The following is a 24,421-nucleotide window of genomic DNA, read 5'->3' as shown; positions in this document are numbered from 1 at the left end:
AAGCGCTCGGTAACATCCATCTGTCGATCAGGCCAGGCTCTTGCTGACCACTTCGTAGACGTCGCTGGACAGCTCACCGGAGGCGAGGATGCGCTCCAGCTCACCGCGCATCAGCGCCTGGCGTTGCGAGTCGTACTTGCGCCAGCGGGTCAGCGGGCCCAACTGGCGCGAGGCGATCTGCGGGTTGGAGGCGTTCAGGCTGATCACCTGGTCGGCCAGGAAACGGTAGCCGCTGCCGTCGGCCGCGTGGAAGTTGACCAGGTTCTGCCCGGCGAACGCACCGATCAGCGCGCGTACCTTGTTCGGGTTCTTCATGGTGAAAGCCGGATGCTGCATCAGCGCCTGCACCCGCGCCAGGCCGCCCGGCAGAGTGCTGCCGGCCTGCACACTGAACCATTGGTCCATGACCAGGGCGTTGTCCTTGAAGTGCTCGGCGAAGGCTTCCAGCGCCTTGGTCTTCTCCGTCTCGAAGGGCGAATTGACCAGCACCGCCAGCGCGGTCAGGCGCTCGGTCATGTTGTCGCACGCCTCATACTGCTCCAGGGTCGCGGCCAGCACTTCCGGCTTGCCGGTCAGCATCAGGTAGGACAGTGCGATGTTCTGCAGGCTGCGGCGAGCGAAGTGGGTGGATTCGGCCACGTAAGGCGTGCTGCGCGACAGCTCGCGATTGGCCTGGTAGCGCGCCCATAGCGGCTCGAACAGTGCCTCGGCCAGCTGCGCGCGGGCGAACTCGCGGGCGGCGTGAATGGCGTCGACATCGGCTACTTCGGCGATCTCGGTGAGGTAGGCCTCGCCCGGCAGCGAGAGCATCTCGGCGACCATGGCCTGGTCCAGCGACTCGTTCTCCAGCACGCTGCGCAGGGCGGTGACCAGGCGTTGGTCCAGCACCAGGGTCTCGCCACGCTGATGCTGACCGATCAGCTCCTGCAGCACCTGCACGGACAGCTGCTGGCCCGCCTCCCAGCGGTTGAAGCCGTCGGAGTCGTGCTGCATGAGGAACATCAGCTGGTCGCGGCTGTAGGGGAAGCTCAGCTTGACCGGCGCGCTGAAGCCGCGCAGCAGCGACGGCAGCGGCTTGGCCTCGATATTGACGAAGGTGAAGGCCTGCTCGGCCTGGGTCACCTGCAGCACGCGGGTGCGGCCGACCGGCTTGTCCTCGCCGACCAGCTGCAGCGGCAGCTCGCGGCCCTGGGCGTCGAGCAGGGCCAGCTCCAGCGGAATCACGAACGGCAGCTTCTCGGCCTGACCCGGCGTTGCCGGGCAGCTCTGCCGCAGTTGCAGACGATAGGTGTTGGCCGCTGCATCGTAACTCTCGCTGACCTCCAGACGCGGCGTGCCGGCCTGGGTGTACCAGCGCTTGAACTGGGTCAGGTCGACGCCGCTGGCGTCTTCCATGGCCTTGACGAAGTCGTCGCAGGTCACCGCCTGGCCGTCGTGGCGCGCAAAGTACAGGTCGGAGCCCTTGCGGAAGGTCTCGGCGCCCAGCAGGGTGTGGATCATGCGCAGGACTTCGGAACCCTTCTCGTAAATGGTCAGGGTGTAGAAGTTGGAGATCTCCATGTACGCATCCGGGCGCACCGGGTGGGCCATCGGGCCGGCGTCCTCGGCGAACTGGTGGGTACGCAGGTAGGCCACGTCCTCGATGCGCTTGACCGTACGCGAGTTCATGTCGGCGCTGAACTCGGCGTCGCGGAACACGGTGAAGCCTTCCTTGAGCGACAGCTGGAACCAGTCGCGGCAGGTCACGCGATTGCCCGACCAGTTGTGGAAGTATTCGTGAGCCACCACCGCCTCGACGCGCTGGTGCGCCGCATCGGTGGCGGTCTCGGCACGGGCCAGCACGCAGCTGGAATTGAAGATGTTGAGGCCCTTGTTCTCCATGGCGCCCATGTTGAAGTCGTTGACTGCGACGATCATGAAGATGTCCAGGTCGTACTCGCGACCGTACACCTCCTCGTCCCACTTCATCGACTTCTTCAGGCTGTCCATGGCGTGCTGCACCTTGTCGATGTTCTCCGGCTCGACGTAGATACGCAGGGTCACTTCGCGGGCGCTCATGGTGGTGAAGGTGTCTTCCACGCACCACAGGTCACCGGCGACCAGGGCGAACAGGTAGGCCGGCTTCATGAACGGGTCCTCCCAGGTCGCCCAGTGGCGGCCATCACCCTCGCTGCCGCTGGCGATCGGGTTGCCGTTGGACAGCAGCACCGGGTAGCTGTGCTGCTCGGCGGAGAGCGTGGTGGTGAACTTGCTCATCACGTCCGGGCGGTCGAGGTAGTAGGTGATCTTGCGGAAGCCCTCGGCTTCGCACTGGGTGCAGAACATGCCGCTGGACTTGTACAGGCCCTCCAGCGCGGTGTTGCTCTCCGGATGGATGCGCACCGTGCTGTCGATGACGAAGCGCTCTTGCGTCGGCTGCAGGGTCAGGTGGCTGTCGCTCAGCTGGTAGTCGGAGGCCGCAAGCTCGCGGTCGTCCAGGGCCACGCGGACCAGCTCCAGCTGCTGGCCGTCCAGCATCAGCGGCGGCAAGTCGGCGCTCAGCGCAGGGTTGCGGCGCATCACCAGTTGCGCGTGGACCAGGCTGTGGTCCTCGTACAGCTCGAAGGTCAGATGGGTCTCGTCGATCAGGTAGTCCGGCGCCTGATAGTCCTTGAGGTAGATCATTTTCGGCTGTTCGGTACGCATCGGCTTGTGGCCTCTTATTCGGTGAGTACGGCGACCTGGTAGGCCGTGTATTTGCGCAGATTGATCACGCCGGTGTCGAGAATCAGGTACTGGCCCTTGATGCCCTTGAGGATACCCTCCACCACCGGGGTCTTTTCCAGATCATGGCTGGCGACCTTGGTCGGATAGGCGTCGACCGGGTAGCGGATTTCCAGCACCTCGACATCGCTGACCGGCTGGATCGCCTGCAGACCGAAGCGCTGCTGCAGCGCAGCGATGCCTTCGGCGCAGCTGCTCATCAGCTGCTCGCGCACGCCAGCCAGATCGACGGGTTCGGCATCGCCCTTGAGCAGGGCACGCCAGTTGGTCTTGTCCGCCACCTGGGTACGCAGCAGGTCTTCGACGAAGCCGGACTGCTGGCGGGTAGCCACACGGAAGATCGGCAGCGCCTGGCTGGCGCCCTGGTCCAGCCAGCGGGTCGGCAGTTGGGTGGCGCGGGTGATGCCGACCTTGATCCCGGAGGAGTTGGCCAGGTACACCACATGATCGGTCATGCAGTACTGCTCGCCCCAACCCGGCTCCCGGCAGGTGCCCTGTTCGTGGTGGCACTTTTCCGGGCTCATGATGCAGCTGTCGCACTGGGCCAGCTTGGTGAAACAGGGATAGCAGTAGCCCTGAGCGAAGCTCTTCTTGGTCTTGCGCCCGCAGTGGCTGCAATGGATCGCGCCGAGGAACTCCAGGCGGATGCGCTTGCCCAGCAACGGGTTGACCGGGACCTCGGTGTCGTCCAGGCGGAAGGCGTATTGCGCCGTCTCGCCCAGGCGGATGGTCATCTTGCTCAGCGCACCGCGGCCCAGCTCGTTCATGGCCTGGGTCATCAGTGCAGGGTGTCGTTGGATTTGAACAGCAGGTTGGGGATCGGCTCGGCGTGGGACTGGCACTCCTGCGGGCCCATGTAGCCGGTGCGCTCTTCCTCGGGCAGGTTCTGCACTTCCCAGGCGATCATGGCCTGCAGCGACAGCTCCTTCTGCTCCTGGGTCAGCTTGCGGCCGTCCGGCCACTTGCCGATTTCCACCGCCAACTTGAGGCTCTGGTAGATCTCGGGGGTGATGTTCTCGATCATTTCGGCAAAGGACGACATCCGGGGAACTCCGACAGCGGGAAGCCAAACAGGGGGCCAAGTTTACCGGCGCGCACGCGCCAGTGCACCGCCGATCAGGCCGGCGGCACATCCGGCGGCCAGCCCGCCGACGTGGGCAGCGTTGGCGATGGAGCCGAAGCCCAGGGTATCGATCACCCCGGACAGGCAGACCAGCAGCCAGATCAGCATCATCGCCAGCACGCCGCGCGGCAGCGCGTAGGCCGGGGTCGGCGCCAGCAACTGGTAGATCCAGCAATAGCCGAGCAGTCCGTAGAGCACGCCGGACAGGCCGCCGAACGGTGAGGGACCGCCGAACCAGAACTGCGCGGCGTTGGATAACAGGCCAAAGAATAGTGTCAGCCCAAATAAGCCCAAGTGCCCATGTCGGTACTCAATGCGCCTGCCCAGTTCCCAGTACCACATGCCATTCATGGCCAGATGTAACCAACCGCCGTGCAGCAGCATGGGGCTGAACAAGCGCCACCATTCGCCAGCCGCAAGGCTTTCAGGCAAGGGTACGAAATAAGCGTATTCACCATGCACCTGATAATCCACGAAGGTTATCCAGTGGGTAATTGCATGGTTTTCACCAAACTGACTCAGCAGGGTCACCACCAGCGTCAGCAGCAGCACCAGCGAGGTCATCCAGCTGGCGCGCAATTGTGCGGCGAGGCCCGGGCGAGCCGGACGTTCAGGCGTTGGCAGTTCGGCCTCATCGGCACCCTGCGGATAGCGCAGATACAGCGCGCGCACCTGCTCGGCCAGAGCCCCGACGGGCACCCAGAGCACTTGGGCATCGCGCTCCTCGGTCACCCGATGCGGCACCTGCAATCGACGCAGCAGGCCGACGAAACCGCTGAGATCCTCCTGCAAGGGGCGACGCAGCGCCTCCACCCGACTCACTGCGGCGCCTCCGGCCGCTCCACTTCGACCCAGACGAACTTGTTCGGGTCGATCTGCAGCTCGTCATCCAGGCGGTAGGCCACCAGCTTGCCGTACATCACCGCGCTGTAGTCCAGGCAGGCCAGGTTGGGGCGCAGCGGCGCCGGGCGACCGCGGCGCCAGTAGTGGCCGACGAACAGCATCGGCTCGTCCAGGCCGTACTGCAGCAGGCGGCCCTTGTCGGTCGGCGTCAGCGGCAGGCTGGCCACGTTGTCGGGCAGCGCGTCGGGCTGGAATACCACGTCACCGTAGGTCTGCGGGTCGTCTTCCCAGAACTTGGTGCGGAAGTAGGCGCGGGTGAAGCCTTCCTCGCTGGTCAGGGTCAGGCCCTGGGGCAGGCGTAGATCGGTGCCACGCAGTAGACGCTCGAACACCCGATTGGCGAAGCTGCCTGGCACCGCCGAGGCCACCACGAAGTCGCGGTCGATGCGGCCGTCCGGGTAGTCGGCCTTGAGCGCGCCGATCAGGCTGTCATCCCAGCAGGCATGCACCAGGCGGAAGCGTCCGGCGTCGATGAACAGCGGCATCTGCTGGAACCAGTCGAGGAAGTCGCGCCAGTCCTGCGGGTGATCGGCGAATTGGCGGAAGGTCTGCTGCAGCAGCCGCTCGTGGCGCGGCGTGTGTTCGCGCACGTGGCGGCGCTCGCTGTCTGGCGGCGCCTCGGTGTACCAGCCCAAGGCGTTGTATTCGTGATTACCCATGATGCACAGGGCCTGGCCGGCCTCGACCATGGCATGCACCAGGTGCAGCGCCTCACGGATGCGCGGGCCGCGATCGATCAGGTCGCCAAGGAACAGCGCCATGCGCTGTGGATGACGCCAGACACCGCCCTGCTGGCGGTAGCCCATCTGCTCGAGCAGGCGCGCCAGGCTGCGCCCACAGCCGTGCACGTCGCCGATCAGATCGTAGCCGCGCGCCGGGTCGAGCAGCATCTCAGTCGTGGCTCCACTGGCGGCCGCCCCAGCCGAGCTTGGTGCGGCAGGCCTCGTAGTAGTTGTGGTCGAGCGGGTGGATCAGGCGCAGCTTGTGCGGCTTCTTGGCCACCGTGATGGTGTCGCCGGGGGCGCAGGTGAAGTGGTTCTGCCCATCGCAGGACACCAGCGGGTAGATCGGCAGGTCGTCCGCCACCACGATCTTCAGCTCACTGTTGCCGTCCACCACGATCGGGCGGCTGGACAATGTGTGCGGGTACATCGGCACGATGACGATGGCGTCCAGCTTGGGATGCATGATCGGCCCGCCGGCGGACAGCGAGTAGGCGGTGGAGCCGGTCGGCGTGGCGATGATCAGGCCGTCGGCCTTCTGGCTGCAGACGAAGTGGCCGTCGACGAACAGCTCGAACTCGATCATCTTGGTCGACTTACCCGGGTGCAGCACCACGTCGTTGAGCGCGTCGCCCTGGCCGATGGCCTCGCCATGGCGGCGCACCTCGGCTTCCAGCAGGAAGCGGCTCTCTTCGAGAAAACGCCCTTCCAGCACCTCGGCGACCTTCACTTCCAGCTCGTCTGGCTTGATGTCGGTGAGAAAGCCCAGGCTGCCGCGGTTGATGCCCAGCACCGGAATCTTGTGCCGGGCCAGAGCACGGGCGGCGCCGAGCATGCTGCCGTCACCGCCGACCACCACCACCAGGTCGCAGACCTCGCCGAGGTTCTTGCGCGAGCAGGTCTGCAGGCCATGGCCGGGCAAGACCTCGGCGATGGTGTCCTCGAGAATCACGTGCAGATGACGCTCGAGCAGGAACTTCTTCAGGCGGCGAATGGTGTCGAGCACCTGGGCGCTGCCCAGACGACCGATGATGCCGATATTGCGAAATTGCTCCATGGGGCGCTCTGCAACGGGGGAGTTGCCCGGATTATGGGCGAAAGCCGCTGATCGCAGCAAACCGCCTCGGTTATGCTCGGCCCATGAATCCGCCGCTGGATGACCTGTTGGCGCAGCTGCGCCAGCCTCAGGTGCGCGACCTGGCCTGGGCCCTGCTCTCCCCCGCTCTGCTCGATGGCAGCGAGCTGCCCCTGCGCCATCCTCTGGCCGCCAGTCGTTGGCTCGACGAGCCGCAGTGCCTGGTCGATTGGCTACTGCACCAGGAAGCGCATAGCGCGGTGCTGCGCGAGCACCTAGCCAACGGCTCCAGCCGTCTCGGCCGCTATTACGAGCGACTGTGGCAGTTCGCCCTGCAGGCGGCCCCTGACGTGCGGCTGTTGACCGCCAACCTGCCGATACGCCAGGCCGGCCACACGCTGGGCGAGCTGGACCTGCTGCTGCAGGACGACGAGGGAGTGCACCATCTGGAGCTGGCGATCAAACTGTATCTAGGGCCGGACGTGCAGCCCGGTACGGACGCCGCCAACTGGCTCGGACCGTCCAGCGAGGATCGCCTGGGACTCAAGCTGGACCATCTGGCTCGCCACCAGCTGCCGCTGGCGTCCAGCCCGGCGGCCCGGGCAACGCTGGCGCAGCTGACAACGCAAGCACCCCGCTCCACCGCCTGGCTGGGTGGTTACCTGTTCTACCCCTGGCCCGGCGGCTGCCACCCGCCTTCGGGCTGCAACCCCGAGCACCTGCGCGGGCGCTGGTTGCGCCGCAGCGACTGGGCTCGGCTGGCCACAGGGGAGCAGCAGCACTGGCAGCCCCTGGAAAGGCGCGCGTGGCTGGCGCCGGCGCGCGTGCCATCACCAGCACTCTGGTCGCCCGCACAATTGGCGGCATGGATGGAAGGATTGCCCGAGCAGGCACCGGCGCAGTTGCTGGTGCGCCTGGAGCGGGATGGCGATGAATGGCGCGAAGGCGAACGGCTATTTCTGGTCAACGACCATTGGCCGCACTGCGCCCCGCGCTAGCTATCAGTGGCTGCGCTCGGTACGCCCGCCGGAGCGGGCCAGGTAGCCCGGGCCGTTCTCGCACAGCAGCGCGCCACGCTGTACCGCCGGCAGCGCATCCAGGCCGTCGCGCAGGGCGTAGGCCGAGAAGCCCATCTGCGAGAGCAGGAACACGGCGCTGGCGCTGCGCTTGCCACTGTCGCAGTAGCACAGGTAAGTCTTGCCCTTGTCCAGCAGGCGCACCTTCAGACGCAGCAGATGCAGCGGCATGTTCAGCGATTGCTGTGCATGACCGCGCTCGTACTCCTCCTGCAAGCGCACATCCAGCCACTGGGCGCCGGCCGACAACAGGCGCGCGGCCTCGCCGAACGACACCTCGTCCACTACCGGCGCCTTGAGCAAGGCGAAGAAGTCCTGGCGGTCCAGGCGCAGCACCATGCCGGGCTCGATCATGGTCACGGTGGCGTTGCGTGGCTGATCGGAGAGCAGTGCCTCCTCGCCGAAGCAGGCCCCCACCTCCAGCTCGGCCAGCACCTGGCGGCCACCCTCACCTGCACGGAACACCTCGGCGCGACCGCTCTTGAGGAAGTAGCAGCAGTCGCCGCCCTCGCCCTCCACCAGCACCCGGCTGCCGGTCGGCAGATCGATCGGGCGCAGGCGCTCGAGCATGGCACGCACGTTGGCCGGCGGCACCTTGGTGAACAGCGGGTTTTCCAGCAGACGCTCCAGCCACTCGACGTCGTCGCCGTTGCTGCCCAGGTCCAGCAGCAAGTCATGGTAGGCAAGGCGCCAGGTCAGCAGGCGACTGAGATTGGCACTATCCAGGGCCAGCACGCTGACGTCGCTCAGCGCCCGCGCCTCGTGCTGGCGCGGCAGGGTTGGCGACAGCGGATGGCAGCTGGCCTCGCTGCCGGCTTGCAGACGCTCTTCGCGGCCGTCGGCATCGCGTAGCAGCAGCTCGCCAGACAACAGGTAATAAGTGGTGCGGGCCTGGTCGCCCTGGCGGAACAGCAGTTGGCCGGCCAATAGCGGCTGCGGCACCAGCTGGGGACGCAACTCGCGCCATTGCTGCTCGGAGAGCACGTTGAGCGGGGTAAAGCTGCGCAGCTGTTCGGGATTCAGCGGCTCGGTCATCGACACCTGTCCTTCATTATTCTTGGCGTACTGCTGCCAGTTCTTCCAGGCGTTGGGCCATGGCCCGGCGCCCCTGCAAGCCTCCGGTGTGGAGCAACAGCAGGCGCGTACCCGCAGCAAAGTAACCGGCCTCCACCTCGCCGCGCAATGCCAGCATGGCCTTGCCCGTGTAGAGCGGTTCCAGCGGCAACCCGCTGGCTCGCTCGCAATCATCAATGCACTGCGCCAATGGCGCGTCGATCCGGCCGAAACCACCGCGGCTGGCGTCCAGTAAACGGTAGCCGGTATCAATCCGCCCCGCCTCGTGGAGGATGGCCCGCAACTGGCCCTCCACACCATGGCCGGGCGGCACCGCCATGGCCACATGCACCTGGCGCTCGCCGCCTTCGGCCAGCACCAGACCGGCCGCCGTGGTACCGGTGCCGGCGGCCAGCCACCAGCCGTGGTAGCCGCTCCAGCCCAGATCGAGCAACTGCGACCTGGCCAACTCGACTATAGCCGCGCAGGCCCGAGCCGCCAGCAGGCCGCCGCCACCTTCGTGCACCGGCAACAGCCGCGGATAGCGCGCGCACCAGGGCTGCCAGAAATCGGCGCGATGCCGCTCGCGATAGCCGGCGTAGCCGAGCCAGTGCAGACGCATGCCGAATTCCTGCAGATCACGGGTCGTGGGCGTGTCCTGCGGCTCGCCGCGCAGCAGGCCGACAGTGGCGAAACCAAAGCGCCGGCCGGCGGCGGCCAGGGCATGCAGGTGATTGGAATGGGCGCCGCCCAGGCTGATCAGGCCGTCGCCCCCCGCGGCCGCGGCAGCCTCAACATGCGGCTTGAGCTTGAACCACTTGTTGCCTGAGATCAGCGGATCGAGCAGATCCAGGCGCAGCACGGCCACCTCGACAGCGGCGCGCGCTAGCCAGTCGAGCCGCAGGGGCTGCAGGGGAGCGGATGGATTCCAGTGCGGCAGGACTATAGGCATGAGCGGAGCTGATTCGGCTGGGCGCCGGGAGTCAGGCGCCAGGCATCATGGTAACCGCTCAGCTCACCGTGCGCAGGCGCGCTCCGGCCTTGTGCCGCGCGCAGCAGTTGGATTCGCCGACCACGAAGCGGCTGGGCGTCTCCACCCGATCGATAGGCATGGCACAACGCTCACCGGATGGCAGGCTGGACTCGCACGTCGGCTGCTGGTAGTGCGCCAGCCACTGGCGGTACTGCTCCTCGGAGACGAAGCACTTGGCCGCCGCATAGCTCAGGGGATTGTTCTGGTAACGGGCGATATCCTGCAGTGGGATGGTCAGGTGGCCGGCACCCGGGTGATAGACCACGAACACCACGCCGAGCTTGGCCAGGCGTTCGAGAATCTGCTCGCCGCCCTGGCTGGCCAGGTCGTCGCGCTCACGCTTGAGACGCTCCAGCTCGTTCTGCAACTGGGTTTCCTGCTCGGCACGGTAGGCCAGCTCGACGTCGCGAATCGCCACCTGCTCCTTGAATTCCGCAACCGCGGCGGCAACCCGAGCCTGCAGCTCGGCATCGAACTGGGAACGCAGGATGTCGGCCTCGGTACGGCCGTGGCGTTCCAGATCACGCAGTTGCCGGGCCAGCTCCTCGCGAGTCTGCTGGATGCCATCTGCCTGAGCACCCAGTTGTTCCTTGAGGCTGGCATTCAGCTCTTCCTGCTGGCGCAGGGCCTGGTGCAGGTTGTGGATCTCGGTCTGCAGCGAGCGCTGACGTTCCTCGGCGGCCAGTTTGAAGCGAGCCTGCTCTTCCTCGTACTGCTTACCCAGGGTACTGATGCGCAGGCGCTGCTGCTTGATCAGCTGGGCGGTTTTCAGGCGGTGCTCCTGCTCCTTGCGCTCGGTCTGCTTGTCGGCCTCATCGCGAGCGGCGTCCGGCGCCTGCCACTTGTCTTCGGCAGCCACCTGCAGGCGCTCCGGCAACATCACGGCGGTTTCCTCTTCCGCCAGCAGGCCGAGGGCGTTGCGCTTGACCACGTCACGGATCACTGCCAGGTCGTTCTTGCCAGGCGCCAGGCTGGGGTCCCACAGATGCATCTGGTGCCAGGACACCGGGCACTGACTGCGGCAGGCCAGGCGAATCGGGCCGGCGCCGAGGTCCGGGCCACGCCCGGCGTTGTCGGCCAGATGACGCAGCGGCAGGTTCCAGCCCTTGTCGGCGGCGCCACTCTCGTCGAAGTCCAGGTAGAAGAACACTGCCGCACGCACCATCAGGCGCGGGTTGATCAGCACATAGGCCATGCGCATCTGCTGGTCGGCGAACTCGGGCATGTTCACCACGTTGTCGAGCAAGGCCTCGAATTCGGGGAAGAGCATTTGCTTGCAGACGCCGCGTTCGTTGAAGAACAGCACCGCCTCAACCATCTGCGCTTTGTTCTGCATGCTCATGGATCTTCCTCAAGGCCACCGGGATCACGATCGGCGCGCTACGGTTGTTCCGCGCGTGCACATAACCTGCGAAGCAGGCGCCATCCATTGTTTCAGGCAAGTCTAGGGGAAAACGGAACGCGGGCAATGTGACTGGGTTGGCAGCGCCCTGCCACCGCGCTGCAGCGGACCGGCGGCAGGGTAAAACTGTGACGGGCTGGGCGAATCAGGCCTTGGCAGCCGCCAGGAAAGGCGCCAGACGGCGACCCATTTCCTCGCCGAGGGCCTGCAAACCGCTCATCGGACGGACCATTACCTCGAACTCGACGATCTTGCCCGCCTCGTCGAAGCGGATCATGTCGATGCCCTTGAGCTCGCGCTCACCGACGCGGGCCGAGAACTCCAGCACCACGCTCAGGCCATCGGCACTGACCAGCTCACGGTGATAGGCGAAATCCTGGAACACCTGCAGCACGGTGTTGAGGATCATGTTGACCGTCGGCGCGCCCGGATAGGGGGTGTGCGCCATCGGCGAGCGGAATACCGCCTGGGCATGCAGCAGCTCGGGGAGCTGGCGCAGATCCTTGGCGGCGATGAGTTGGTGCCAGCGCTGCAGGCTGGCGGCGGCCGCCGGTTGCAATTGCAGATCGGTGGGCATGGGGTTTCTCCTTGTTGTTATGGGCCACATAGCAAACGCCCCGCACTGGGCGGGGCGTTTCCGTTACAGCTCGGCGGCGAGGCGCGAGCCCTGGTTGATCGCCCGCTTGGCGTCCAGCTCGGCGGCCACGTCGGCGCCACCGATCAGGTGCACATTCTGGCCGGCGGCCACCAGGCCGTCCTGCAGCTCGCGCAGCGGGTCCTGGCCTGCGCAGACGATCACGGTGTCCACCGGCAGTACCTGCGGCTCGCCCTCGGCGATGCGGATGTGCAGGCCGGCGTCGTCGACTTTGAGGTACTCGACCGAATTGAGCATCTGCACGTTCTTGTTCTTCAGGCCGGTACGGTGGATCCAGCCGGTGGTCTTGCCCAGGCCGTCGCCGACCTTGGACTTCTTGCGCTGCAGCAGGAACACCTCGCGGGCCGCCGGATGCACCTCAGCCTTGATCCCGGCGATGCCGCCACGGGCGTCCAGCGCGGTGTCGATACCCCACTCCTTCCAGAACGCATCGCGGTTCAGGCTGGTGGTCTCGCCGGCATGGGTGATGAACTCGGAGACATCGAAGCCGATGCCGCCGGCACCGATCACCGCGACCTTCTGGCCGACCGGCTTGCGCTGCAGGATGGCATCCAGGTAGCTGATCACCTTGGCGTTGTCGATGCCCTCGATGGCTGGCGTGCGCGGAGCGATACCGGTGGCCAGGATGATCTCGTCGTAGCCGCCCTTGGCCAGGTCGTCGACGTTGACGCGGGTGTTCAGGCGCAGGTCGACGCCGGTGGTTTCCAGCTTCTTCTTGAAGTAGCGCAGGGTCTCGTAGAACTCTTCCTTGCCCGGCACGCGCTTGGCCACGTTGAACTGGCCGCCGATCTCGCCGGCCGCGTCGAACAGGGTCACGCTGTGGCCACGCTCGGCGGCCACGGTAGCGGCAGCCAGGCCGGCAGGGCCGGCACCGACCACGGCGATCTTCTTCACGGTGGCGGTGGGGATGTAGTTCAGCTCGGTCTCGTGGCAGGCACGTGGGTTGACCAGGCAGCTGGTCAGCTTGCCGCCGAAGGTGTGGTCCAGGCAGGCCTGGTTGCAGCCGATGCAGGTGTTGATCTCGTCGGCGCGACCCTCGGCGGCCTTGTTGACGAAGTCCGGGTCGGCGAGAAACGGACGGGCCATGGACACCATGTCGGCATCGCCCTCGGCCAGTACCTGCTCGGCCACTTCCGGGGTGTTGATGCGGTTGGTGGTGCACAGCGGGATGCTGACTTCGCCCTTGAGCTTGGCGGTGACCTTGGTGAAGGCCGCGCGCGGCACCTTGGTGGCGATGGTCGGGATACGCGCCTCGTGCCAGCCGATACCGGTGTTGATGATGGTGGCGCCGGCCTTCTCGATGGCCTTGGCCAGCAGGACGATCTCGTCCCAGGTGCTGCCGCCCTCGACCAGGTCGAGCATGGACAGGCGATAGATGATGATGAAGTTCGGGCCTACGGCCTCGCGCACGCGGCGGACGATCTCCACCGGCAGGCGCATGCGGTTCTCGTAGCTGCCGCCCCAGCGGTCGGTGCGGTGGTTGGTGTGGGCGGCGAGGAACTGGTTGATGAAGTACCCCTCGGAACCCATGATCTCGACGCCGTCGTACTCGGCCTGCTGGGCCAGCAGCGAGCAGGTGACGAAGTCCTGGATCTGCTTCTCGATGCCTTCCTCGTCAAGCTCACGCGGCTTGAACGGGTTGATCGGCGCCTGGATGGCGCTTGGCGCCACCGACTTCGGGCTGTAGGCATAGCGGCCGGCATGCAGGATCTGCATGGCGATCTTGCCGCCCGCCTCGTGCACTGCCTTGGTGACGATCTTGTGCTTCTCGGCTTCCTCGACGGTGGTCAGCTTGGCCGCGCCGGAGTAAACGCCGCCCTCTTCGTTCGGGCCGATACCGCCGGTGACCATCAGGCCGACACCACCACGGGCACGCTCGGCGAAGTAGGCCGCCATGCGCTCGAAGCCACCCGGTTTCTCTTCCAGGCCGGTGTGCATGGAGCCCATAAGGGTGCGGTTCTTCAGGGTGGTGAAACCCAGGTCCAGGGGGGCCAGCAGGTTCGGGTAGGCGTTGCTCATGGCTATCTCCACAGCGTCGGGCTTATCACGGTCTGCCACGCACTGATTCGCACGTGGTCGTTGTTGCGGCAGACGATAAAGAGCGACCGCCGACCGCTCAATGATCAAAAAGCACAAGTTATTGATCGTAAATGACAGCCCGACTAGGCAAAGGCGACGCCTTGCCCTAGGCTGGCTGCTTCATTGCCACCAGGCCACATCATGCTCAAGTTGCTCCACCGCACCTTCTGGCTGCTACTCGTCACCCTGCTGATCGCCTATGGCGCCTGGATCCAGTGGCGGCCCGCCAGCCATTTCCTCAGCGACCTGCGCAGCTCGCTGGCCTTCAGCCTGGGCAGCGACCAGGGCCGCGGCAACCTGCTGGGTATCCAGCCCGAGCTGTACCGCGCCGATTACCGCAGCCCCCTGCACCTGCACCGCAAGCTGGCCGCCTACCTCGACCAGGCCCAGGCCGAAGGCCTGCTCAACCCGAAGACGGTGGTGGTGCTGCCCGAACATATCGGCACCTGGCTGGTAGCCGTCGGCGAGAAGCGCGAGGTGTTCGCCGCTCGCGACCTGGCCGAAGCACGCATCTGGCTGGGGCTCAGCCATCCGCTGGAACTGATCCGCGCGCTGCTGGCCAACCAGGGCACGGCGCGCTTCAGCGACGCCCTGCTGCGGATGAAGGCCGAGCAAATGGCCGCCGACTACCAGAATCTGTTCGGCGGCCTGGCCGAGACCTATGGAGTGACCATAGTCGCCGGCTCCATCGTGCTACCGGAACCGCGCGTCGAGGAAGGCATGCTGCAGGTCGGCGACGGCCCGCTGTACAACGTCAGTCTGGTGTTCGGCAGCGATGGCATGCCGCTCGGCCAGCCCCAGCGCAAGGTACTGCCGCATCGCGACGAGGACAGCTTCACCGCCGCCGCCTCGGACCAGGCGCTGCAGGTGGTCACCACTCCGGCCGGTCGCCTGGGCGTGCTGATCGGCACCGACAGCTGGCGGGCGGAGAGCTACGCACCACTGGTCGCGCAACAGGTGGAGCTACTCGCCGTGCCGGCCTTCCTGCATGGCAACGACCACTGGAACGGCACCTGGTCCGGCACCCCCAACGACCTGCGCAGCCGCGCCAGGGAGCTCAGCGAAGGCGAGGCCTGGTTGCGTCACTCGCTGCCGGCGCAGCTGCAGAAGACGCCCGCCCGCGCCGGAGTCGCCGTGTTCATGCGCGGCCAGTTGTGGGGGCTGGGCAGCGACGGCCGCAGCATGGCGGTGCAGCGCGACAACCGCCAGGTGGTCGACGAAGCGCCCGGCGCTCGCCTGCTCAACCTGTGGCTGTGAGATGAAACCGAACCGCGTCCGCCTCGGCGACCTGTCCGTCGCCTTCGTCCACGGCCTGGTGGCCGCATTGGCCGAGAAAGGCCTGGCCGCCGACGACCTGCTGCGCCAGTTCCGCCTGGACGCCACCCGTCTGGCCCTGCCGCGCGAGCGCCTGTCGATCCCGCGCTACATGCGCCTGGGCCACAGCGCCATCGGCCTGTGCGGGGATCGCGCGCTGGGTCTGGAGATGGGCCGGCACAGCCACATCAGCCAGGCTGGACTGGCGGGCGTCACGGCCGGGCAGGCACCGACCCTGCGTGAGGCGGCACGCACGCTGATCCGTTTCGAACCACTCTACGCCCACAACTACCGCGGCCAGTCGAGCTTCACCGAAGATGCTGGTGGCGCCTGGCTGAGCTTCTACTCGATCAGCCCGTACAACGACTTCAACCGCTTCGTGGTGGACTCGGTGCTGTCCAGCTGGCGCCACCAGCTCGGCACCCTGCTCGGCGAGACGCTGGTGGTGGAACGAGTGGAGATCGAGTTCCCCGCACCGGACTACGCCGAGCGCTACGAAACCTGTTTCGGCTGTCCGGTGGACTTCGGCGCCTCTCACAACCGCCTCCGCCTGGCCAACGCCAGCCTCGACCAGCCCCTGGCCCAGCACTGTCCCAGCACCTGGCAGCAACTGCTGGAACTGGCCGAACGGGAACTGGAGCAGCTGACCCGCACCCGCAGCCTGCGTGAGCGCATCACCCACCTGCTGGGACCTATGCTGCACGGCCGCGAGCCGGAACTGGACGAAGTGGCGAGGAAGCTGCAATTACCCAGCTGGACGCTCAGGCGCAAGCTGGCCGAGGAAGGTACGCAGTTCCGCACCCTGCTCAATGAAACGCGGCGCGATCTGGCTATGGCCTACATCCGCGATACCGAACTAGCCTTCGGCGAGATCGCCTATCTGCTCGGCTTCGCCTCGGCAGAGGCCTTCCAGCGCGCCTTCAAGCGCTGGAGCGGGCAGACTCCCGGGGAGTTCCGCCGCAGTCAGCGCCTGCAGGCGGGTTACAGCTCGGTAGCGTCTTCCGCGGGATCAACTGGGTCCTGCTCGATGGCTCGAGACTCGAGAAGCTCTTCGACATAGTCATCCATAGGTTCTTCCTCCTGTCGTTAGGTCTTGACTGAAACAAAGACCATGCCAACAGTCTGAAGATTCCCGATGACAAAGTGGTGACGGCAGGAAAATTTTCCACCAGATGCGAAAAGCCCCCAGCTCTTGCGAACTGAGGGCTTCTCTATATATGGCGCAGCGGACGGGACTCGAACCCGCGACCCCCGGCGTGACAGGCCGGTATTCTAACCGACTGAACTACCGCTGCGCGTCGGTCTCGCAAGAGATATGGTGGGTGATGACGGGATCGAACCGCCGACCCTCTGCTTGTAAGGCAGATGCTCTCCCGGCTGAGCTAATCACCCGAGTAGCCTTGCGAGGTGGCGCAATTTACGCAGAGGCCTTTGCTAAGTCAACACCCTGCTTGAAATTTTTCTTCGGGATGAAGTTTCACGACTGCCTTGCTCATGCCCGATACGGGTGCCGAGGGCACCCGTCTGGTGCAATCGCAATCATCCCGCGCGCAGCAGCAGGCGGGTGGTCACCAACCCCTTCTCGGCCCGTTCCAACCCTGCTTCGTCTACGCGCACGCCCTGCTCTTCCAGACTCACCAGCCAGCGCAACAGGCGCGCGAACTCGGTCGGCTGCAGGCTGACCTGCAGGCCACCATCGCCCTGGTTATCCAGGCGCTCGACATTCAGCCCCTGGCTGGCGGCGCTGCCAGTCACCAGACCCTGCAGGGCGGTGGCGTCGATGCTGACCTGCGGTCGCCCCTGCAGCGAGCGCACCTGCGGCGCATGTTCCTGCAGGTAGGCATGCAACGCCCGCTGCTGCTGGAGGAAGCTGCGCGCTTGTTCCAGGTTCTGGCTGACCGGTCGCCACAGCAGCAGATAGAGCAGCACCAGCGCAAGGAAGCCGCCGAGCAGCCCCAGGGCCAGCCGGTCACGCGCGGGCATCCCATGCCAGCGGGAGGCTAGCGGATGATGGGCAATCCGCGCCTGCAGTTGCGAAGCCAAGCCATTCATCCGTTACCTCCAATCACCAGGCGCGCGCTGACGCCGTTGTCTTCACGGCTCGCCGAGCCCATGTCTACTGCCAGGCCGGCCTCCTGCAGACGCGTACGCAGGCTCTCCAGCGAGGCAAAATCATTGGCTTGCAGGTTGAGCGCCAGGTCGCCGCGCTGGGCATTGAAGTCCAGTTGCTGCACCTGCACTTTGGCAGCTTCCTGATTGATCGCCGCAGCAGCCTGATCGAGCAGGCTGAGCAACTGGCTCTGCCCTCCTCCCTCGGCCTCGGCGAGATGCTGGTCGAACTGCGCGCGCAGGTTGATCAGCTTGTTGTCATCGGGGAACAGCTCGCGGTACAGCTCCTGGCTGGCCTGGGCATAACGTTCGCCCTCGCGCTGCAGGTACCAGCCCTGAGCCAGGTTGAAACCCCATTGCAGCACCAGACATAGGCCGACCAGCGCAGCCAGCGGCCTCCAACGCTGCCACTGACCGGATGGCTCGCGCCGGGCAAACGGGCCCTGTGCCAGGTTGCACTGCGCTCGCTGCTGAGCCAGCCAGGGCAATAGCTGAGCCACTTCATGAGTCTCATCGACGTCCGCGGGGGCCGGTTGGCCGCTCGCCACGTAGGCGACCCGTGGCGACGGGCAGAGTCCGACGAGTTGCGGCCAATCCTCGCCGCGCAGGGCCAGGCGCGCCTCACCGGTGCCGCCGAGCAGCCAGCGCTCGCCCAGGCACAGCAGCTGACTGCCCTCCTCGACCAGCAGATCGGCATCCACCTCGATGCGCTGCGGCGGGTTGTCGCCACACAGTGCCAGCCAACCGGACAGCCACACACGACGCACCGCATAGACCCGGTGACGGCCATCGGCCAACTGGCCACCGACGCTCAGGTGGAACTGCTCCACATCCTCGGCCAGCAGCTCCTCCACGGCGAACGGCAACGCCTTCTGCAACCAACGCGCCTTGGTGGTGGGCAGCTGTACGGCGCAGACGGTCACCGCTTCCACCGGCAGAATCAGGCGCCAGGCCTGATCCTCACGCGGCAGCGCTTCGGCGAAGGGGCGCTGGCTGCAAATATCGCCATCGACCCGCCAGACCGGCAGATCGGCCGCCGTTTCGGCACAGGCCTGTGGCGGAAGAAAAACGCTGAGCAGACTCATTCCTCGGACTCCTCGACGGGCATGGGCGCCAGGCCCTCCTGCCCCAGATCGCGCGCCATGACACGCACGCGCCCATCATTACCACGTTGCAGATAGCTGGCCAGCACCTGGCGCCGGTCACCCAGCAGCACCTCGGTGGTGACACGAAAATACTGGCTACCGGTGAGCAACCCCTGAGGGCTCACCGCATAGGCGGTCAGCTGCTGGGTGAACGCAGCGGTATCGCGGTAGCCGGTACGCCCACGTCCCTCGATAACGGTCTTCAGCGCCGACTCGGGGATGTTGTCCCCCAGGCAGGCCAGCACCTGGGCACTGGCGGTATTGATATTCAGCCCGATGTCTCTCGGCAGCGCACTGACGAAGGGCGCCAGGCGCCGGTAGTCGGTCTCGCTCATGCCCAGCAGCAGGCGCAGTTCGGAGATATCGGCGATGCGCCCCACCCCGGTCCGGTAGGCCGGCTTGAGCAGCAGGTACTGATCATCCTCCGCGCCGGACATGCCGCCGGGGTCCTGATCGCCATCGACCCAGTCGAGCAGGCGATCGGCATAGGCCGGGCTCAGCTGCAATGTCTGCAACAGGCGACGAAGCCTCAGCAGCGCCTGCTTTCCGGCCTCGCCATCGGCGGCCAGGCTGTTGAGGTTGAAGCGCCCGGACAGGTCCTCGATGCGCAGGCGCAGCTCGCCGCCTTCGTCCAGCGGGAAACTCAGCTTGGGATTGGCCCAGGGCTCGGCCAGGTGATCCACCTGGTCGGTGCTCACATCACGCCGCAACATGGCCTTGGCCAGCAGCTCGCCGCCCTCGGCGTAGTACTGTGCCTGGCGCACCAGCAGCTGGTTGCCGGTGCTGCGGATCGCCAGCTGTTGGCGCAGCAACAGTGCGGCGCAGATGATGGTCACCAGCGCCACCACCAGCAACACAGTGATCAGGGCTACCCCGCGCTGGCGCCTCACTCTTGCGGCTCCTGAGGCAGCTCTGGGCTGGGCTCATCAGGCAACAGCTCGCCGCCGTCCTCTCCCCCATCCTCGCCGTTGGGCGGAGTGACCTGCTCCTGCGGCGGCATCTCCGGCATGCGCCAGATGCGCCGCAGCTCGCCATAGTAGCGGTGTTCGATGGTCAGCTCGACGGCCTTGGGCAACTGGCGCAGCGCCTCGTCGGCGCGACTGTTGGCCGCCGGCCAGCTCTGCAGCCAGCGCCCCTCTTCATCGAGAAAGCGCAGCTCGAAGCGCTTGACCCCATCCAGTGCCTGCTGCACCCGCGGCTGACTGTCCTGGGCCTGATCCAGCACCGACCAGTAGGCGCGCTGCCAGCGCTCGCCTTCCAGCTGCCAGCGCACCCGCTGCAACGTGGCACGCGGCTGACCGAGCGGGTTGCGCCAGCCGCTGCGGGTGAACTCCAGTTGGGTATCGCGCCCGCTGTCGCCACGCATGGACGGCAGCGGATCGCCCAGCGGATCACGCACCGGGCGCGCATTCACCTGCAGCAGATCGCGTTCGAAGGCGGCCATGGCCTTGGTCAGTTCGCGCAGACGCCGCTCCTGCTCGCGCTGGCCGCGGTCGGTCTGCATCACGCTGTCGAGCATGCGGTAGGTGGCCATGGCCAGCAGAGCGAAGATGGCGATGGCGATCAGCACCTCCAGCAGGGTGAAGCCACGCTGCCTCATGGCTCGACCCCGACGAAGCCACTGAGGGTGACCAGCGCGTTGTCCTCGATCTTGCCGCGCAGGCCGCGCTCGGGGCGCAGCGCCACCCGCACGGTGACGCGCAGCATCTCCGGCTCGCTAGTGGCCTGTACTTCGCTCTGCCACATCCAGCGGCGCCCGGCATATGTCTCCTCGCCCTGCTCGCGCCCCTCGCCAGGGGGGCTGTCCGCCAGCTGGATGTCCTGCAGACGGTTGTCCGCCAGCCAGGTGGCGAAGGTCTTGTCCTCCAGCCGAGCAGCGGTCTTCAGCGAGCGGGCGCTGGCGCTGAGCACACTGGCGGCGACCACGGCGAAGATCGCCAGGGCCACCAGCACCTCGAGCAGGGTGAAGCCACGGCCGTGCCTCATCCGGAACGACCCTTGGCATTTTCCGGCTTCAGCTCCGGCTCGGCGAAGCCGTCGCTGCTGAGCAGCAGCACCGGTGCGCCGCGCTCGCGACCACCGGCCAGACGCAGGGTGAAAGGCGTCAGCTCGCCACTGGAGAGGATCAGCAGCTGCGGCGGCTTGGGTGCCGACTTGTCCTTGTCACCCTTGGCCGTAGGCAGGCCGACATTCTGGTCCTCCACCTCGATACTCAGCTCGACCCACTCCGGCAACTCGTGAACCCTGTTATCCAGCGGTTCCCAGCGCGACTTCATTGGCTCGTAGCGCAGCACCTGGTAGCTGTGCGCCTCGAAGCGCACGCCGTACTCGCGGTTATCCAGTACCGCCTCGTCGAGCAGGACACGAAGCAGACTGTTGAGTCGATCGGCCTCGTCATTGAGCTTGCGCGCGGGGCTGCTGGCGAGGCCGCTGCCAATCACGGCGAGGCTGGTCAGCACACCGAGCAGGACCAGCACCACCAGCAACTCGATCAGCGTGAAGCCCCGCGCAGTTCGCATCGGAAATCAGAGGTCCCAGTTACCGATATCGGCATTGGTCCCGTCACCGCCTTCCTGGCCATCGGCGCCCAGGCTGTACAGGTCGATCTTGCTGCGGGTGCCCGGCGACAGGTACAGGTACGCATTGCCCCACGGATCCACCGGCAGCCGCTTCAGGTAACCCTCGGTGTTCCAGTTCTTCGCCGGCGGGTTGCCGGTGGGTTTCTTCACCAGGGCTTCCAGGCCCTGCTGGGTGCTTGGGTAGTTCTGGTTGTCCAGCTTGTACATGTCCAGCGCCGCGCCGATGGCGCGGATGTCGTTCTGCGCCGCGGTGACCTTGGCCTGGTCCGGACGGCCCATCACCTGCGGTACCACCAGGGCGGCGAGGATGCCGAGGATGACCACCACCACCATGATTTCGATCAGGGTGAAACCGCGTTGTTGCTTGTTCATCACTATCAACCCACCAGTTGGTTCAGAGAAAGAATCGGCAGGAGGATGGCCAGCACGATCACCAGCACCACCGCTCCCATGAACACCAGCATGAACGGCTCGAACAGCCCTACCATCAGGCCGATGGTGGCCGCCAGGTCGTTTTCCTGGTTGCGCGCCGTGCGCGCCAGCATCTGGTCCAGCTCGCCCGAGCGCTCGCCGCTGGCGATCATGTGCAGCATCATCGGCGGGAACTGCCGACTGGCCTCCAGGGCCCGCGACAGGCTGCCGCCCTCGCGCACGCGCTGGGTGGCGTTAGCCACGTCGGTGCGGATGATGCGGTTGCTCACCACTTCGGCGCCGATGGCCAGGGCCTCCACCAGCGGTACGCCACTGCGCACCAGGATGGCCAGGGTCGAGGCGAAACGCGCGGTCTCGGTGGCGGCGATCAGCCCGCCGATCAGCGGCAGGCGCAGCAGGAAGGCGTGCCAGCGCCGACGCACGTCTTCGTTGCGCAGGGCGCGGCGGAAGGCGATCACACCGAGTACCGCGAGCACGATGACCACTGCGCCCCAGGCCTTGACCAGTTCGCTGAGCAGAATCAGGCCGCGGGTCAGCGCCGGCAGGGTCTGCCCGGAGTCGACGAACACCCGCACCACGTCCGGCACCACGTAACCCAGCAGGAAACCGACGATGCCCAGCGAGGCGAGCATCAGGATCACCGGGTAGAGCAACGCCATCTGGATCTTCTGCCGCGACTGCTGGCGTTGCTCGGTGTAGTCGGCCAGCTGTTCCAGTACCGGCGCCAGGTGCCCGGCGTGTTCACCGGCTGCCACGGTGGCGCGGTACAGCTCGGGGAAGGCGGCGGGAAATGAACCGAGGGCATTGGCCAGGCTATGACCTTCGAGCACCTTGGCGCGTACGGCGATCAACATCGACTGGATGCGCGGCTGGCGCGACTGGGCCGCGGCGGCGCGCAGCGCTTCCTCGATGGGCAATGCGGCGCCGATCAGGGTTGCCAGCTGGCGGGTGACCAAAGCCAGGTCGCGGGCCGACAGGCCACGGCGCAGGCTGAAACCGCCCGATTTCTCGCTGTGCTCCTTGCGGTGCGCCGGCTCCACCTGCAGCGGCGCCAGTTGTTTCTCGCGCAACAGCTGGCGGACCTGGCGGGCGCTGTCGGCCTCCAGTACGCCTTTCTGCTGGCGGCCCTTGGTGTCGAGGGCGACGTATTCGAAGGCGGCCATTAGGGTCTGCTGATGCTTTTTCGCGAGCCGCGTTGCAGCGTCAAAAGACGCCAGGCTAGGCGCGGGACGCAGGTAATGGTGCCCCCCTTGCCAAGTCCCGCAACGCCGCATGGCGTCTTTTGGCGCGCAACCCGCAGGGACGGGCCGTTTTTTGCGCGGCGCGTCGTTACTCGTCGTTCATTTGGAATCACCAAACTACTCTCCTCGCGCCTAGCTCCGCGCAAAAAACGGCGCCGTCGCGGCCGTGAAAAAACATCAGCAGACCCTAATCTTCTCGTGTCACGCGCAGGACTTCTTCCAGGGTGGTCACCCCTTCCAGCACCTTGCGCCGGCCGTCGTCGCGAATGCTCGGACCGAGGCTGCGGGCGTGGCGCAGCAGCTCCTGCTCGCCGACGCCGTTGTGCACCAGGGTGCGCATCTTGTCGTCGAAGATCACCAGTTCGTAGATGCCGGTCCGGCCGCGGTAGCCCTGCTGGTGGCATTCGCTGCAACCCTTGGCGTGGTGGATCTGCGGCGGGTTCTGCGGATCGAGACCGAGCAGGCCGCATTCGGCCTCATCGGCCGGGCTGGCCTCGCGGCAGTGTACACAGAGCACACGGACCAGGCGCTGGGCCAGTACGCCGAGCAACGAGGAGGACAGCAGGAAGGGCTCGACGCCCATGTCCACCAGGCGGGTGACGGCGCCCACGGCGCTGTTGGTGTGCAGGGTGGACAGCACCAGGTGGCCGGTCAGCGAGGCCTGCACCGCGATGTCGGCGGTTTCCTGATCGCGAATCTCGCCGACCATCACCACGTCCGGGTCCTGGCGCAGGATGGCGCGCAGGCCGCGGGCGAAGGTCATGTCCACCCGCGGGTTGACCTGGGTCTGGCCGATGCCTTCCAGGTAGTACTCGATCGGGTCTTCCACCGTGAGGATGTTGCGCGAGCGGTCGTTCAAGGTGACCAGGCCGGCGTACAGGGTGGTGGTCTTGCCCGAGCCGGTGGGGCCGGTGACCAGGATGATGCCGTGGGGCTTGCGCAGGTTGTCGTCGAGCAGGCGGCGGTCGCGCTCGCTCATGCCCAGGTGCTGCAGCGACAGGCGTCCGGCCTGCTTGTCCAGCAGACGCAGCACCACCCGCTCGCCATTGGCCGACGGCAGGGTCGAAACGCGGATATCGACTTCGCGGCCGCCGACCTTGAGCGAGATGCGGCCGTCCTGCGGCACGCGCTTCTCGGCGATGTCCAGGCGCGCCATGACCTTGACCCGCGAGACCAGCAATGCCGCCAGCTCGCGGCGCGGCTCGATCACTTCACGCAGGATGCCGTCGACGCGGAAGCGCACCACCAGACGTTTCTCGAAGGTTTCCAGGTGAATGTCGGAGGCGCCGGCCTTGATCGCCTCGCTGAGGATGGCGTTGATCAGGCGGATGATCGGCGCGTCGTCTTCCTGCTCGAGCAGGTCGCCGGATTCAGGGGTGAGCTCGGCCAGGCTGGCCAGGTCGAGCTCGGCACCGAGGCCCTCGGCCATCTGCCGCACCTCGGAGGAGTCGCGCTGATAGGCCAGGGTCAGTTCCTGCTCGAAGGCTTCCGGCTCCAGCCAGTGCAGCGGCAGAACACGACCGGCGAAGCGCTGGGCCTCCTGCACGGCCGCCAGGCTGGCACCGCGGCGAACCTGCAACTGAGGCTGACCAAAGGGCTCGCGCAGCAGCACGCCATGGCGTTTGGCGAAGGCGAATGGCAGGGAGCGCAAGGCCGGACCTGCCGGGGCCGCTAGTGCGGCGTGGGTATCGGTGGACATGTGCGGGCCCGTTCCTGA

At 66.4% G+C, this 24,421-nt stretch carries 23 protein-coding genes and 2 tRNA genes; 3 read left to right on the top strand and 22 right to left on the bottom strand.

From position 1 onward, the window contains the following. Positions 1-27: 27 nt before the first annotated feature. From pepN to IB232_RS03480, 6 genes are read right to left on the bottom strand one after another with little or no spacing between them, the layout of a single operon-like run. Positions 28-2,685, bottom strand: a complete 2,658-nt coding sequence (gene pepN / locus IB232_RS03505; protein ID WP_192397160.1) for an aminopeptidase N — start codon at positions 2,683-2,685, stop codon at positions 28-30. Between the two features lie 14 nt (positions 2,686-2,699). Further along, entirely contained in the window at positions 2,700-3,530 is an 831-nt protein-coding gene (locus tag IB232_RS03500; RefSeq protein ID WP_137973390.1) for a DUF2797 domain-containing protein, read from the bottom strand. 11 nt (positions 3,531-3,541) lie between these two features. Beyond that, positions 3,542-3,805: a YeaC family protein gene (locus tag IB232_RS03495; protein WP_021699693.1), complete on the bottom strand. Its 264-nt coding sequence runs from the start codon at positions 3,803-3,805 to the stop codon at positions 3,542-3,544. Positions 3,806-3,847: 42 nt separating this feature from the next. Beyond that, on the bottom strand, positions 3,848-4,708 hold the full coding sequence (locus IB232_RS03490; protein ID WP_192397159.1) for a rhomboid family intramembrane serine protease: 861 nt from the start codon (positions 4,706-4,708) through the stop codon (positions 3,848-3,850). Next, positions 4,705-5,676 carry a metallophosphoesterase gene (locus IB232_RS03485; protein WP_192397268.1) on the bottom strand — a complete coding sequence of 324 codons (972 nt, stop codon included), beginning with the start codon at positions 5,674-5,676 and terminating at the stop codon, positions 4,705-4,707. The genes IB232_RS03490 and IB232_RS03485 overlap by 4 nt, the downstream gene beginning before the upstream one ends. A gap of 4 nt (positions 5,677-5,680) precedes the next feature. Continuing rightward, complete coding sequence (locus tag IB232_RS03480) at positions 5,681-6,568, bottom strand: NAD(+) kinase (protein WP_192397158.1); 888 nt, start codon at positions 6,566-6,568, stop codon at positions 5,681-5,683. Positions 6,569-6,651: 83 nt separating this feature from the next. Between IB232_RS03480 and IB232_RS03475 the strand changes: the two genes are divergently transcribed. Then, a complete protein-coding gene (locus tag IB232_RS03475; RefSeq protein WP_192397157.1) occupies positions 6,652-7,584 on the top strand; it encodes a DUF1853 family protein in 933 nt (310 codons plus the stop codon). A gap of 3 nt (positions 7,585-7,587) precedes the next feature. Here the strand turns inward: IB232_RS03475 and IB232_RS03470 are convergent, their stop codons facing one another. From IB232_RS03470 to IB232_RS03450, 5 genes are all read right to left on the bottom strand, one after another. After that, the gene (locus IB232_RS03470; RefSeq protein ID WP_192397156.1) at positions 7,588-8,697 is read right to left on the bottom strand and encodes a cyclic nucleotide-binding domain-containing protein; all 1,110 of its coding nucleotides are present in this window, start codon (positions 8,695-8,697) and stop codon (positions 7,588-7,590) included. 16 nt (positions 8,698-8,713) lie between these two features. Continuing rightward, positions 8,714-9,667 carry a 1-aminocyclopropane-1-carboxylate deaminase/D-cysteine desulfhydrase gene (locus IB232_RS03465; RefSeq protein WP_192397155.1) on the bottom strand — a complete coding sequence of 318 codons (954 nt, stop codon included), beginning with the start codon at positions 9,665-9,667 and terminating at the stop codon, positions 8,714-8,716. Between the two features lie 58 nt (positions 9,668-9,725). Beyond that, positions 9,726-11,090, bottom strand: a complete 1,365-nt coding sequence (locus IB232_RS03460; protein ID WP_192397154.1) for a chromosome partitioning protein ParA — start codon at positions 11,088-11,090, stop codon at positions 9,726-9,728. A gap of 205 nt (positions 11,091-11,295) precedes the next feature. Further along, positions 11,296-11,727 (bottom strand): nuclear transport factor 2 family protein, encoded by a 432-nt coding sequence (locus IB232_RS03455; protein ID WP_192397153.1) that lies wholly within the window; start codon positions 11,725-11,727, stop codon positions 11,296-11,298. Between the two features lie 63 nt (positions 11,728-11,790). Beyond that, the gene (locus IB232_RS03450; RefSeq protein WP_192397152.1) at positions 11,791-13,824 is read right to left on the bottom strand and encodes an NADPH-dependent 2,4-dienoyl-CoA reductase; all 2,034 of its coding nucleotides are present in this window, start codon (positions 13,822-13,824) and stop codon (positions 11,791-11,793) included. Between the two features lie 201 nt (positions 13,825-14,025). Here IB232_RS03450 and IB232_RS03445 point away from each other — a divergent pair, with 201 nt between their 5' ends. After that, positions 14,026-15,141: a carbon-nitrogen hydrolase family protein gene (locus IB232_RS03445; RefSeq protein ID WP_192397151.1), complete on the top strand. Its 1,116-nt coding sequence runs from the start codon at positions 14,026-14,028 to the stop codon at positions 15,139-15,141. 1 nt (position 15,142) lies between these two features. Next, positions 15,143-16,258 carry an AraC family transcriptional regulator gene (locus IB232_RS03440; RefSeq protein WP_192397150.1) on the top strand — a complete coding sequence of 372 codons (1,116 nt, stop codon included), beginning with the start codon at positions 15,143-15,145 and terminating at the stop codon, positions 16,256-16,258. Positions 16,259-16,416: 158 nt separating this feature from the next. On the opposite strand, the gene IB232_RS03435 is transcribed toward IB232_RS03440, so the two are convergent. The 11 genes from IB232_RS03435 to gspE form a co-directional block, all read right to left on the bottom strand. Further along, positions 16,417-16,493: transfer RNA gene (locus tag IB232_RS03435), tRNA-Asp, on the bottom strand. Positions 16,494-16,514: 21 nt separating this feature from the next. After that, a tRNA-Val gene (locus tag IB232_RS03430) sits at positions 16,515-16,590 on the bottom strand. A gap of 147 nt (positions 16,591-16,737) precedes the next feature. After that, positions 16,738-17,250 (bottom strand): type II secretion system protein M, encoded by a 513-nt coding sequence (locus IB232_RS03425; protein ID WP_192397149.1) that lies wholly within the window; start codon positions 17,248-17,250, stop codon positions 16,738-16,740. Continuing rightward, a complete protein-coding gene (gene gspL, locus IB232_RS03420; protein WP_192397148.1) occupies positions 17,247-18,392 on the bottom strand; it encodes a type II secretion system protein GspL in 1,146 nt (381 codons plus the stop codon). Before gspL ends, IB232_RS03425 begins: the two co-directional genes overlap by 4 nt. Next, entirely contained in the window at positions 18,389-19,342 is a 954-nt protein-coding gene (gene gspK / locus IB232_RS03415; RefSeq protein WP_192397147.1) for a type II secretion system minor pseudopilin GspK, read from the bottom strand. Before gspK ends, gspL begins: the two co-directional genes overlap by 4 nt. After that, positions 19,339-20,052 (bottom strand): type II secretion system minor pseudopilin GspJ, encoded by a 714-nt coding sequence (gene gspJ / locus IB232_RS03410; RefSeq protein WP_192397146.1) that lies wholly within the window; start codon positions 20,050-20,052, stop codon positions 19,339-19,341. The genes gspK and gspJ overlap by 4 nt, the downstream gene beginning before the upstream one ends. Then, entirely contained in the window at positions 20,049-20,438 is a 390-nt protein-coding gene (gspI, locus tag IB232_RS03405) for a type II secretion system minor pseudopilin GspI (RefSeq protein WP_192397145.1), read from the bottom strand. The genes gspJ and gspI overlap by 4 nt, the downstream gene beginning before the upstream one ends. Then, entirely contained in the window at positions 20,435-20,971 is a 537-nt protein-coding gene (gene gspH, locus IB232_RS03400; RefSeq protein WP_192397144.1) for a type II secretion system minor pseudopilin GspH, read from the bottom strand. The genes gspI and gspH overlap by 4 nt, the downstream gene beginning before the upstream one ends. Before the next feature lie 6 nt (positions 20,972-20,977). Further along, positions 20,978-21,403, bottom strand: coding sequence for a type II secretion system major pseudopilin GspG (gene gspG, locus IB232_RS03395; protein ID WP_192397143.1), 426 nt, complete (start codon positions 21,401-21,403; stop codon positions 20,978-20,980). 5 nt (positions 21,404-21,408) lie between these two features. Beyond that, a complete protein-coding gene (gene xcpS, locus IB232_RS03390; RefSeq protein ID WP_192397142.1) occupies positions 21,409-22,626 on the bottom strand; it encodes a GspF family T2SS innner membrane protein variant XcpS in 1,218 nt (405 codons plus the stop codon). A 265-nt stretch (positions 22,627-22,891) separates the two neighbouring features. Then, entirely contained in the window at positions 22,892-24,403 is a 1,512-nt protein-coding gene (gspE, locus tag IB232_RS03385; RefSeq protein ID WP_192397141.1) for a type II secretion system ATPase GspE, read from the bottom strand. Positions 24,404-24,421 lie beyond the last annotated feature (18 nt).

Source organism: Pseudomonas sp. PDM15 (assembly GCF_014851565.1).
In the GTDB taxonomy this organism is placed as follows: Bacteria; Pseudomonadota; Gammaproteobacteria; order Pseudomonadales; family Pseudomonadaceae; genus Aquipseudomonas.
This window is presented reverse-complemented; position numbering and strand designations above follow the sequence as displayed.

Excerpts from the sequence above, each read along its gene's own strand:
- xcpS (WP_192397142.1), bottom strand. The coding sequence starts at position 22,626 with ATGGCCGCCTTCGAATACGTCGCCCTCGACACCAAGGGCCGCCAGCAG.
- gspI (WP_192397145.1), bottom strand. The coding sequence starts at position 20,438 with ATGAGGCACGGCCGTGGCTTCACCCTGCTCGAGGTGCTGGTGGCCCTG.
- IB232_RS03445 (WP_192397151.1), top strand. The coding sequence starts at position 14,026 with ATGCTCAAGTTGCTCCACCGCACCTTCTGGCTGCTACTCGTCACCCTG.
- IB232_RS03425 (WP_192397149.1), bottom strand. The coding sequence starts at position 17,250 with ATGAATGGCTTGGCTTCGCAACTGCAGGCGCGGATTGCCCATCATCCG.
- gspJ (WP_192397146.1), bottom strand. The coding sequence starts at position 20,052 with ATGAGGCAGCGTGGCTTCACCCTGCTGGAGGTGCTGATCGCCATCGCC.
- gspL (WP_192397148.1), bottom strand. The coding sequence starts at position 18,392 with ATGAGTCTGCTCAGCGTTTTTCTTCCGCCACAGGCCTGTGCCGAAACG.
- IB232_RS03455 (WP_192397153.1), bottom strand. The coding sequence starts at position 11,727 with ATGCCCACCGATCTGCAATTGCAACCGGCGGCCGCCGCCAGCCTGCAG.
- gspE (WP_192397141.1), bottom strand. The coding sequence starts at position 24,403 with ATGTCCACCGATACCCACGCCGCACTAGCGGCCCCGGCAGGTCCGGCC.
- IB232_RS03475 (WP_192397157.1), top strand. The coding sequence starts at position 6,652 with ATGAATCCGCCGCTGGATGACCTGTTGGCGCAGCTGCGCCAGCCTCAG.
- gspG (WP_192397143.1), bottom strand. The coding sequence starts at position 21,403 with ATGAACAAGCAACAACGCGGTTTCACCCTGATCGAAATCATGGTGGTG.
- IB232_RS03465 (WP_192397155.1), bottom strand. The coding sequence starts at position 9,667 with ATGCCTATAGTCCTGCCGCACTGGAATCCATCCGCTCCCCTGCAGCCC.
- IB232_RS03450 (WP_192397152.1), bottom strand. The coding sequence starts at position 13,824 with ATGAGCAACGCCTACCCGAACCTGCTGGCCCCCCTGGACCTGGGTTTC.
- gspH (WP_192397144.1), bottom strand. The coding sequence starts at position 20,971 with ATGCGAACTGCGCGGGGCTTCACGCTGATCGAGTTGCTGGTGGTGCTG.
- IB232_RS03440 (WP_192397150.1), top strand. The coding sequence starts at position 15,143 with ATGAAACCGAACCGCGTCCGCCTCGGCGACCTGTCCGTCGCCTTCGTC.
- IB232_RS03460 (WP_192397154.1), bottom strand. The coding sequence starts at position 11,090 with ATGAGCATGCAGAACAAAGCGCAGATGGTTGAGGCGGTGCTGTTCTTC.
- IB232_RS03500 (WP_137973390.1), bottom strand. The coding sequence starts at position 3,530 with ATGAACGAGCTGGGCCGCGGTGCGCTGAGCAAGATGACCATCCGCCTG.
- IB232_RS03470 (WP_192397156.1), bottom strand. The coding sequence starts at position 8,697 with ATGACCGAGCCGCTGAATCCCGAACAGCTGCGCAGCTTTACCCCGCTC.
- pepN (WP_192397160.1), bottom strand. The coding sequence starts at position 2,685 with ATGCGTACCGAACAGCCGAAAATGATCTACCTCAAGGACTATCAGGCG.
- IB232_RS03495 (WP_021699693.1), bottom strand. The coding sequence starts at position 3,805 with ATGTCGTCCTTTGCCGAAATGATCGAGAACATCACCCCCGAGATCTAC.
- IB232_RS03480 (WP_192397158.1), bottom strand. The coding sequence starts at position 6,568 with ATGGAGCAATTTCGCAATATCGGCATCATCGGTCGTCTGGGCAGCGCC.